The organism is Aeromonas media (assembly GCF_000819985.1).
Taxonomy (GTDB): Bacteria; Pseudomonadota; Gammaproteobacteria; order Enterobacterales; family Aeromonadaceae; genus Aeromonas; species Aeromonas media.
In genome coordinates, this window is the sequence record NZ_CDBZ01000226.1 from 73,499 (window position 1) to 82,781 (window position 9,283).

Annotated in this window: 10 protein-coding genes; 8 read left to right on the forward strand and 2 right to left on the reverse strand. The window is 58.8% G+C overall.

Translation table 11 applies throughout. The features are described from left to right. Positions 1-2: 2 nt before the first annotated feature. Positions 3-1,106: a DNA polymerase III subunit beta gene (gene dnaN / locus BN1127_RS20500; protein ID WP_005326306.1), complete on the reverse strand. Its 1,104-nt coding sequence runs from the start codon at positions 1,104-1,106 to the stop codon at positions 3-5. An 83-nt stretch (positions 1,107-1,189) separates the two neighbouring features. After that, positions 1,190-2,560 (reverse strand): chromosomal replication initiator protein DnaA, encoded by a 1,371-nt coding sequence (gene dnaA / locus BN1127_RS20505; protein WP_041206622.1) that lies wholly within the window; start codon positions 2,558-2,560, stop codon positions 1,190-1,192. Positions 2,561-2,870: 310 nt separating this feature from the next. Here dnaA and BN1127_RS20510 point away from each other — a divergent pair, with 310 nt between their 5' ends. The 8 genes from BN1127_RS20510 (at position 2,871) to mnmE (ending at position 9,227) form a co-directional block, all read left to right on the forward strand. Next, a complete protein-coding gene (locus tag BN1127_RS20510) occupies positions 2,871-3,629 on the forward strand; it encodes an amino acid ABC transporter substrate-binding protein (RefSeq protein WP_042650677.1) in 759 nt (252 codons plus the stop codon). Then, positions 3,630-4,298 (forward strand): amino acid ABC transporter permease, encoded by a 669-nt coding sequence (locus BN1127_RS20515; protein ID WP_082030189.1) that lies wholly within the window; start codon positions 3,630-3,632, stop codon positions 4,296-4,298. It abuts the gene before it with no gap. Positions 4,299-4,391: 93 nt separating this feature from the next. Then, on the forward strand, positions 4,392-5,126 hold the full coding sequence (locus BN1127_RS20520) for an amino acid ABC transporter ATP-binding protein (protein ID WP_005326294.1): 735 nt from the start codon (positions 4,392-4,394) through the stop codon (positions 5,124-5,126). A 269-nt stretch (positions 5,127-5,395) separates the two neighbouring features. After that, positions 5,396-5,530, forward strand: coding sequence for a 50S ribosomal protein L34 (rpmH, locus tag BN1127_RS20525; protein WP_005307156.1), 135 nt, complete (start codon positions 5,396-5,398; stop codon positions 5,528-5,530). After that, positions 5,530-5,889: a ribonuclease P protein component gene (gene rnpA / locus BN1127_RS20530; protein ID WP_025328882.1), complete on the forward strand. Its 360-nt coding sequence runs from the start codon at positions 5,530-5,532 to the stop codon at positions 5,887-5,889. The genes rpmH and rnpA overlap by 1 nt, the downstream gene beginning before the upstream one ends. Beyond that, the gene (gene yidD, locus BN1127_RS21920; protein WP_010672280.1) at positions 5,856-6,104 is read left to right on the forward strand and encodes a membrane protein insertion efficiency factor YidD; all 249 of its coding nucleotides are present in this window, start codon (positions 5,856-5,858) and stop codon (positions 6,102-6,104) included. The genes rnpA and yidD overlap by 34 nt, the downstream gene beginning before the upstream one ends. Before the next feature lie 5 nt (positions 6,105-6,109). Then, a complete protein-coding gene (gene yidC, locus BN1127_RS20535; RefSeq protein ID WP_041206623.1) occupies positions 6,110-7,756 on the forward strand; it encodes a membrane protein insertase YidC in 1,647 nt (548 codons plus the stop codon). A 109-nt stretch (positions 7,757-7,865) separates the two neighbouring features. Next, positions 7,866-9,227, forward strand: coding sequence for a tRNA uridine-5-carboxymethylaminomethyl(34) synthesis GTPase MnmE (gene mnmE / locus BN1127_RS20540; protein ID WP_042650678.1), 1,362 nt, complete (start codon positions 7,866-7,868; stop codon positions 9,225-9,227). Positions 9,228-9,283 lie beyond the last annotated feature (56 nt).

Genomic DNA, 9,283 nt, shown 5'->3' on the forward strand with positions numbered 1-9,283 from the left:
GACTAGATCCGCATCGGCATCACCACATACTGGGCATCTTGGCTGTCAAAATCCTCAATAATGGCACTGCTGATGGAATCGCTCAGGCTGATCCGGATTTGGTCACATTTTAACGTATTCAGCACGTCCAGCACATAGGAGACGTTGAAGCCGATCTCCATCTCGCCAGCGGCATATTGTACGTCAAGCAACTCCTCGGCTTCTTCCTGTTCCGGGTTGTTGGCGGTGATGCGCAGCAGGTTTTCCTGCAGATTGAGACGCACCCCACGGAATTTCTCGTTGGAGAGGATGGCGGCACGGGCGAAGGCCTGGCGCAGATCCTCACGACCGGCGATCAGGGCCTTGTCGCTCCCCCGGGGAATGACACGACGCCAGTCAGGGAAGCGGCCATCCACCAGCTTGGAGGTGAAGATGAAGCCATCCAGGGCGGCACGCAGGTTGCTGCGACCGACCTGCAAGCGCACCGGCTTGTCTTCCGCCTCCAGGAGGCGCACCAGCTCCAGCACACCCTTGCGGGGCAGGATGACCTGATGATCGGGCAGCGATTCCCCGACAACCTCGCGGCGGCAGGTGGCCAGGCGGTGACCGTCGGTGGCGACGGTGCGCAGGCCATGGCCCTCGCTCTCGAACAGCATGCCGTTCAGGTAGTAACGCACATCCTGGCTGGCCATGGAGAACTGGGTCGCATCGATCAGTTTCTTCAGCTCCAGCTGACTGATGTCGAACTCGAGCACGGATTCCCAGTCCTCGATGTTCGGGTACTCGGTCGCCGGCAGGGTCGAGAGATTGAAGCGGGAGCGGCCGGAACGGATTATCAACCGCTCGCCTTCGGTGTTGAGACGGATATCCGCCCCTTCCGGCAGGCCGCGGCAGATATCCAGCAACTTGCGGGCCGGCACTGTGGTGCGACCATCCTGGCTGTCGCTACTGAGATAGACCTGGCCTATCATCTCCACCTCGAGATCTGTCCCGGTCAGCGACAGCAGGCCATTGCTGACATCGAGCAGGACGTTGCCGAGGATGGGCAGGGTCGGCCGGCCACCCAGGGCACCGGACACCAGTTGCAGAGGACGTAACAGGGCCTCACGGCTAATTTCGAGCTGCATCTGTGCTCTCCGTTGTGATTAGGAGGAAAATTTTCGGATCAGGTTGGAATATTCGAGCCCCATCTGTCCACTCCGTTCCGTTATCAGGACGAAAGGGTACGGATCAGGTTGGAATAGTCTTCCTTGATGTCGTGACTCTCCTCCTTCAGCTGCTCGATCTTGCGGCAGGCATGAAGAACAGTGGTGTGGTCACGGCCACCAAAGGCATCCCCTATCTCCGGCAAACTGTGGTTGGTCAGCTCCTTGGCCAGTGCCATCGCCAGCTGACGCGGGCGGGCAACGGAGCGGGAACGACGCTTGGACAGCAGATCCGCCAGCTTGATCTTGTAGTACTCCGCCACCGTCTTCTGGATGTTGTCTATGGTGACCAGCTTCTCCTGCAAAGCCAGCAGGTCGCGCAGCGCCTCGCGCACGAAGTCGATGTTGATGGCACGGCCGGTGAAGTTGGCGTTGGCGATCACCCGGTTGAGGGCGCCTTCCAGTTCACGGACGTTGGAGCGCAGACGCTTGGCGATGAAGAAGGCCACTTCGTCCGGCAGATGGATCTGGTTCTCGTCCGCCTTGCGCATCAGGATCGCGACGCGGGTCTCCAGCTCGGGCGGTTCGATCGCCACCGTCAGGCCCCAGCCGAAGCGGGACTTGAGGCGATCTTCGACACCGTTGATCTCCTTCGGGTAACGATCCGAAGTCAGGATGATCTGCTGGTTGCCTTCGAGCAGGGCGTTGAAGGTATGGAAGAACTCCTCCTGGGAGCGCTCCTTGTTGGCGAAGAACTGGATGTCATCGATGAGCAGGGCATCGACGCTACGGTAATAACGCTTGAACTCTTCAATGGCGTTATTCTGCAGCGCCTTCACCATGTCCTGCACGAACCGTTCGGAGTGCATGTAGATGACTTTGGCGTCTTTCTTGCGTTCCTTGATGGCGTTGCCAACGGCGTGCAGCAAGTGGGTCTTGCCCAGACCGGTGCCGCCATAGAGGAACAGCGGGTTGTAAGCGCCACCCGGATTGTCGGCCACCTGACGGGCCGCCGCACGGGCCAACTGGTTGGACTTACCTTCGACGAAATTCTCGAAGGTGTAGTTCACGTTGGTGTTGCTCTTGTGGTTCGGCTCGGGCTTGGTTTCAGCCTTGCTTTCCCAGCTCTTGTGAGAGTTATTCACAGGATCGACACCGCGCGCCGGCGCTCTTGCGACCGCGACGGGATGGGGACGATTACCGATGTCAAAACGCAGGGTGGGAGCATCGGCTCCGCACAGCTCGTTGATGATGCCATTGACCCGGAGCAGGTACTTGTCGCGTACCCAGTCCAGAACGAAGCGATTCGGTGCATACAGGGTCAGAGTATTGTCACTCAACTCCGCTTGAAGCGGCCGGATCCACATGCTGAATTCTGCCGAGGGCAACTCATCTTGCAGCCGGTTAAGGCACTGCTGCCATAGCGAAGCAGTCACTCTAGACTCCCGTCAATTGATTAAGTAAAGACCGGCTATTCTACGTTTTTAGTGGCTGGATCTCCAGTTGCCGCCGCACGGATCCAGCAAATAAGATCCTTGACTTTCAAGGATCCAACGCCCCAGGATCTGATTTCATCCCCAAAGTTACCCACAGCCACCGACCGGTGATGTGGACAGAATGAGAGCCTGCTGCTGCGGTTATTTTATATAACCAAATATCATTTATTCTTTATATTTTATTCCAATAACATCAGCGCCAACCCGTGATTACAACTAAAAATACAGAACTACAGAGAGAGGAATCCCCATGAAAACCACCATCAAGCTGATTTCCGGCGCCGCCATTCTGCTGGCCAGCCTGTCCGGCCAGGCCATCGCCCAGGAAACCATCAAGGTCGGCATGTCCGGCAAGTATTTCCCGTTCACCTTCGTCAAGCAGGACAAGCTGCAGGGCTTCGAGGTGGACATGTGGAACCAGATCGGTGAGCGCACCGGTTACAAGGTCGAGTTCGTCACCGCCAGCTTCTCAGGCCTGTTCGGCATGCTGGAAACCGGTCGCGTCGATACCATCTCCAACCAGATCACCATTACCGACGAGCGCAAGGCCAAGTACGCCTTCTCCCAGCCTTACGTCTATGACGGCGCCCAGATAGTAGTGCGCAAGGGCAACAGCACCATCCACGGTCTCAAGGATCTGGAAGGCAAGACAGTTGCGGTGAACCTGGGCTCCAACTTCGAAGAGCTGCTGCGCAAGAACGACCCCAACAAGAAGATCGACATCCGTACCTATGACTCCAGCTTCGAGCAGGACGTCGCCCTGGGTCGCATCGATGCCTTCGTGATGGACCGCGTCTCCACCGCCCAGCTGATCAAGGAATCCAAGCTGCCGCTGCAGCAGGCAGGCGCACCGTTCGAAACTATCGAGAACGCCCTGCCCTTCCTGAAGACCCCGGAAAAACAGGCCGTGCTGAAGAAGGTCGACGAAGCCCTGACCGCCATGCGCAAAGACGGCTCCCTGACCAAGATCTCGGAAAAATGGTTCGCAGCGGACATCACCAGCAAATAAATGATGGAATTTGATCTCGAGTACACGCTAGGGCTGTTTCCCATCCTGCTCAAATACCTGGGCACTACTATGGAAATGGCCCTGTGGGGATTCGTATTGGCACTCGTACTGTCGCTGATCCTGGCGATAGTACGAGTGTTTCGCGTTCCCGCAATTCACTGGCTGGCGATGCTGTATATCTCGTTCTTCCGGGGGACCCCCCTGCTCGTCCAGCTGTTCCTGCTCTACTACGGGCTGCCGCAACTGTTTCCGATCTTCGTGGGAATGGATGCCTTTACCGCCGCCATCATAGGTCTGACCCTGCACTTCGCCGCCTACATGGCCGAGTCGATCCGGGCCGCCATTCTCGGCATCCACAAGAGCCAGATGGAAGCCGCTCTCAGCATCGGCATGAGCCGGCTGCAGGCGATGCAGCGGATCATACTGCCGCAAGCTGCCCGCATCGCGACACCATCGTTGATGAACTACTTCATCGACATGATCAAGAGCACCTCACTGGCGTTTACCCTGGGAGTGGCGGAGATAATGGGCAAGGCGCAGATGGAAGCGGCCTCCTCCTTCAAGTTCTTCGAGAGCTTCATGGCAGTGGCCCTGGTCTACTGGGTGGTAGTCATCTTCTTCACCCGCTTGCAGCACCTGCTGGAAGTACGCCTCAATCGTGCTTACTAAGAGGATGCCAGCGATGATGAACACGCCATTACCCATTTGCGGCACAGGCTGGAAGTACCTCTCAACGGCCGCGCCTGTTAAAGGAGACCTGTCATGATCAAGTTAACGGGTCTTTCCAAGGCCTATGACGGCAATCAGGTATTGAACGGCATCGATCTGGAGGTGAAGAAGGGTGACATTGTCGTCATCATCGGCCCCTCTGGCACCGGCAAGTCAACCCTGCTGCGCTGTCTCAACCTGCTGGAGACCCCGGATGCAGGCACCCTTGCCATCGATGATCTGCAGCTGGATCTGGCCCATGCCAGCGAGCAGCAGGCCATTGAGCTGCGCAAGCGAGCCTCCTTCGTGTTCCAGAACTATGCCCTGTTTGCCAACAAGACGGCGCTGGACAACATAGCCGAGGGGCTGATCACCGTCTGGAAACAGCCGAAGGCGGAGGCCCGTGCCACCGCCCTTGGCATCCTCAAGGACATCGGCCTCGCCGACAAGCAGGATGCCTATCCGGCCTCCCTCTCCGGCGGCCAGCAGCAGCGGGTCGGCATAGGCCGCGCCATGGCGGCTCACTCCAAGGTCATCCTGTTCGATGAGCCCACCTCGGCCCTGGATCCCGAATGGGTCGACGAGGTGCTGGGGCTGATGAAGGAGCTTGCCCGCCAGCATCAGACCATGGTGGTGGTGACCCACGAGATCGAGTTTGCCCGTGATGTCGCAGACCGGGTGATCTTCATGGAGGGGGGCCGGATCGTCGAACAGGGCCCGCCGGATCAGATATTGGTCGATCCGCAGGATCCCCGCACCCGGGAGTTCCTGCGAAAAGTGCTTAAATAGCTCTCTCTTTGGCGGCCTGGCCGCCTTTTTTCTTGGTGGATCCTTGTTTAACCCGGGGTTGCCAGTATAATTCGGGGCCCTTGATCCTCTGGATCCTGCCAGCTTCTCCTGCTTATTGTTGAGCCAGAAGAAGATGAGAGGGAACGGCGGATTGACGAGAAGCCGAACTCTGTTTAGAATTCGGCCTCTTTTGCTAGTCGTCACACGCTATAGCTGGCGCGTCGGCTAAGTGTGACAATCAAAACTGTACAGAAATACGGAATCGAATCATGAAACGTACTTTTCAACCGTCCAACCTGAAGCGCAAGCGCTCTCACGGTTTCCGCGCTCGCATGGCTACTGCCAACGGCCGCAAAGTTCTGGCCGCTCGTCGTGCCAAGGGTCGTGCCCGCCTGGTAGTCTAATGCCTACCCAGCACACCTTCTCTCGGGAGTTACGTCTGTTAACTCCCGAACACTTCAAACGCGTTTTCGCCGAGCCTGTCCGGGCCGCTTCTCCGCAAATTACGCTTCTTGCTTGCCCCAATTCCCTCGAACACCCCCGTCTTGGCCTAGCTGTGCCCAAAAAAGCACTCAAGCGTGCCGTCTGGCGTAACCGTGTCAAACGAGTGGTACGGGAGAGCTTCCGTCTCAATCAAGCCAATCTGCCCGCTATCGACATCGTCGTCATAGCCAAGGGTGGCGTGAAGGAGATGGACAACGAAGAGCTGTTCAAGTTACTGGAAAAGCTATGGCGCACTCTGTCACGCCGTTGCAATGGGTAGCTATCAAACTGATACGCCTGTATCAGCTAATCATTAGTCCCCTGCTCGGGCCGCGCTGCCGTTTCACCCCGACTTGTTCCCAATTTGCGATAGAAGCAATCCGACTTCACGGTTTCATAAAAGGCGTTTGGTTAGCCAGCAAACGTCTATTAAAATGCCATCCCTTATCCGAGGGTGGTTATGACCCGGTTCCGCAACCAAAGCGAAGAAACTGAAGACTATGGAATCACAACGCAATTTACTCCTGATCGGTTTGCTGTTCGTGAGCTTCTTGCTCTGGCAACAGTGGGAGTCCGACAAGGCTCCGAAGCCGGCCCCGACTACCGTGGCCCAAACCGAACATTTCGTACCTGAAGCCGGTCAGACCGGTGATATTCCTCAGGTTTCCGAGCAAGCCAACGCCACCACCGCACGCAAGCTGGTCACCGTCTCCTCCGACGTGCTCAAGCTGACCCTGGATACCCAGGGCGGTGACATCGTCTCTGCCGAACTGCTGGCCCACAAGCTGGAAGAAGGCAAGGAACAGCCATTTACCCTGCTGACCAGCCAGCCTGCGCACCTCTATGTTGCCCAGAGTGGTCTGGTGGGTCGCGATGGCCCGGACAGCCAGCCCCAGGGTCGTCCCACCTATGAAGCCGCCCAGACCAGCTACCAGCTGGCCGACGGTCAGGATCAAGTCGTCGTACCGATGACCTGGACCGACAGCAAGGGCGTCGTCTTCACCAAGGAGTTCGTGCTCAAGCGCGGTGACTACGCCATCGGTGTCGATTACAAGATCGACAACAAGTCTGCCGAGCCGGTTCAGGTGCAGTTCTATGGTCAGCTGAAGCAGACCGTGACCACGCCGAAGGACCAGGAAGGTCATGCCATGGTGGCCAGCGCCTACCGTGGTGGTGCCTTCTCCAGCGAAGATACCCGCTACAAGAAGTACACCTTCGACGAGATGAAGGATGCCGACCTGAACAAGACCACCAAGGGTGGTTGGGTCGCCATGCTGCAACACTACTTCGTCTCAGCCTGGGCACCGAATGCCGAGGACACCAACAGCTTCTACAGCCGCGTGATCCCGGGTAAAGACCAGGCCATCATAGGCTACAAGGCGCCGCTGGTTGACGTGGCTGCAGGTCAGCAGGCCGAAGTGAGCGGCAAGCTGTGGGTCGGTCCCAAGTTGCAGGATCAGATGGCCAAGGTGGCAAACCACCTGGACCTGACCGTCGACTACGGCTGGCTCTGGTTCATCGCCCAACCGCTGCACTGGCTGCTGACCGTGTTCCACGGTTTCGTCCAGAACTGGGGTGTAGCCATCATCATGCTGACCCTGCTGGTTCGCGGCATCATGTTCCCGCTGACCAAGGCCCAGTACACCTCCATGGCCAAGATGCGCATGCTCCAGCCCAAGCTGGCGGCGCTCAAGGAACGCTTCGGTGACGATCGCCAGAAGATGTCTCAGGGCATGATGGAGCTGTACAAGAAGGAGAAGGTCAACCCGCTCGGTGGCTGTCTGCCGATCCTGGTGCAGATGCCCATCTTCATCGCCCTGTACTGGGCACTGATGGAGTCTGTCGAGCTGCGTCACGCGCCGTTCGCCTTGTGGATTACCGACCTGTCGGTGAAGGACCCCTTCTTCGTGCTGCCAATCCTCATGGGTGCCTCCATGTGGTATCTGCAGAAGATGAGCCCGACCACCATCACGGACCCGATGCAGCAGAAGGTGATGCAGTTCATGCCGATCATCTTCACCTTCATGTTCCTCTGGTTCCCGGCAGGTCTGACCCTGTACTGGCTGGTGAGCAACGTCATCTCCATCACCCAGCAGACCATCATCTATCGTCAGCTGGAAAAGAAAGGCCTGCATACCCGCAGCTAATCGTTCCCGATGGCAAGATGGATGACAAAAGAGGCGGCCTTCGGGCCGCCTTTTTTATTACAATGACCCCACTGCTGTGAACCATCAGCGAACAAATGAGTCAAGCAAGATGACAACAGATACCATCGTGGCCCAGGCCACCGCCCCCGGCCGGGGTGGCGTCGGCATAGTCCGCGTCTCGGGCCCCGCCGCCGAACGAGTCGCCGAAATCGTACTCGGTCGACTGCCCAGGGTGCGCTATGCCGAATATCTGCCGTTCAAGGACGAGCAGGGCCAGCCTCTGGATCAAGGCATAGCCCTGCTGTTCAAGGCCCCCAACAGCTTCACCGGCGAGGATGTGCTGGAGCTGCAGGGCCACGGCGGCCCCGTCATCCTGGACATGTTGATCCGCCGCATTCTGCAAATCGAGGGCATCCGCCCTGCTCGTCCCGGCGAGTTCAGCGAGCGCGCCTTCCTCAACGACAAGCTGGATCTGGCCCAGGCCGAAGCTATCGCCGATCTGATCGAAGCCTCCAGCGAGCAGGCGGCCCGCAGTGCCATGCACTCCCTGCAGGGACAGTTCTCCGGCAAGATCCAGCAGCTGGTGGAGAGTCTCACCCGATTGCGCATCTATGTGGAGGCCGCCATCGACTTCCCGGATGAGGAGATCGACTTCCTCTCAGACGGCAAGGTGGCGGGGGATCTGTACGGCATCATGGCAGAGCTGGATGCGGTGCGCGGCGAAGCCAAGCAAGGCGCCCTGCTGCGGGAAGGGATGAAGGTGGTGATCGCCGGTCGTCCCAACGCCGGCAAATCCAGCCTGCTCAACGCCCTGGCAGGGCGCGAATCCGCCATCGTCACCGAAATCGCCGGCACCACCCGCGACGTGTTGCGCGAGCACATCCATCTGGATGGCATGCCGCTGCACATCATCGATACCGCCGGCCTGCGCGATACCCAGGACAAGGTGGAGCAGATCGGCATCGAGCGTGCCTGGGCCGAAATAGAGCAGGCCGACCGGGTGCTCTTCATGGTGGATGGCACCACCACGGATGCGGTCGACCCGCGGGAGATCTGGCCGGAATTTGTTGATCGGTTGCCAAAAAAGATCGGTCTCACAGTTGTGCGCAACAAGGCCGACCTGACCGGCGAGGATCTGGCTCCGAGTCAGGAGCTGGGTCACGCCGTCTACCGCATCTCCGCCAAGACCGGGCTGGGGCTGCCCGCCCTGCGCGAGCACCTGAAAGCCTGCATGGGCTTCCAGGGCAACACAGAGGGGGGCTTCATGGCTCGCCGCCGCCACCTGGACGCCCTGGAGCGCGCCGCCGAGCGGCTGCTGGTGGCCAGGGAGCAGCTCGAGGTCTTCGTGGCCGGCGAGCTGGTGGCCGAGGAGCTGCGCCTGGCCCAGGAGTCCCTCAGCGAGATCACCGGCGAGTTCAGCTCGGACGATCTGCTGGGTCGCATCTTCTCCAGCTTCTGCATCGGCAAATAAGCCTGCACGGCAGGCAATGAAAAGCCCGGGATCATCCCGCAATGCTGATCAGTTAA

Coding starts and splice junctions, on each gene's coding strand:
- BN1127_RS20520 (WP_005326294.1), top strand. CDS start 4,392: ATGATCAAGTTAACGGGTCTTTCCAAGGCCTATGACGGCAATCAGGTA.
- dnaN (WP_005326306.1), bottom strand. CDS start 1,106: ATGCAGCTCGAAATTAGCCGTGAGGCCCTGTTACGTCCTCTGCAACTG.
- rpmH (WP_005307156.1), top strand. CDS start 5,396: ATGAAACGTACTTTTCAACCGTCCAACCTGAAGCGCAAGCGCTCTCAC.
- BN1127_RS20510 (WP_042650677.1), top strand. CDS start 2,871: ATGAAAACCACCATCAAGCTGATTTCCGGCGCCGCCATTCTGCTGGCC.
- BN1127_RS20515 (WP_082030189.1), top strand. CDS start 3,630: ATGATGGAATTTGATCTCGAGTACACGCTAGGGCTGTTTCCCATCCTG.
- mnmE (WP_042650678.1), top strand. CDS start 7,866: ATGACAACAGATACCATCGTGGCCCAGGCCACCGCCCCCGGCCGGGGT.
- yidD (WP_010672280.1), top strand. CDS start 5,856: ATGGCGCACTCTGTCACGCCGTTGCAATGGGTAGCTATCAAACTGATA.
- rnpA (WP_025328882.1), top strand. CDS start 5,530: ATGCCTACCCAGCACACCTTCTCTCGGGAGTTACGTCTGTTAACTCCC.
- yidC (WP_041206623.1), top strand. CDS start 6,110: ATGGAATCACAACGCAATTTACTCCTGATCGGTTTGCTGTTCGTGAGC.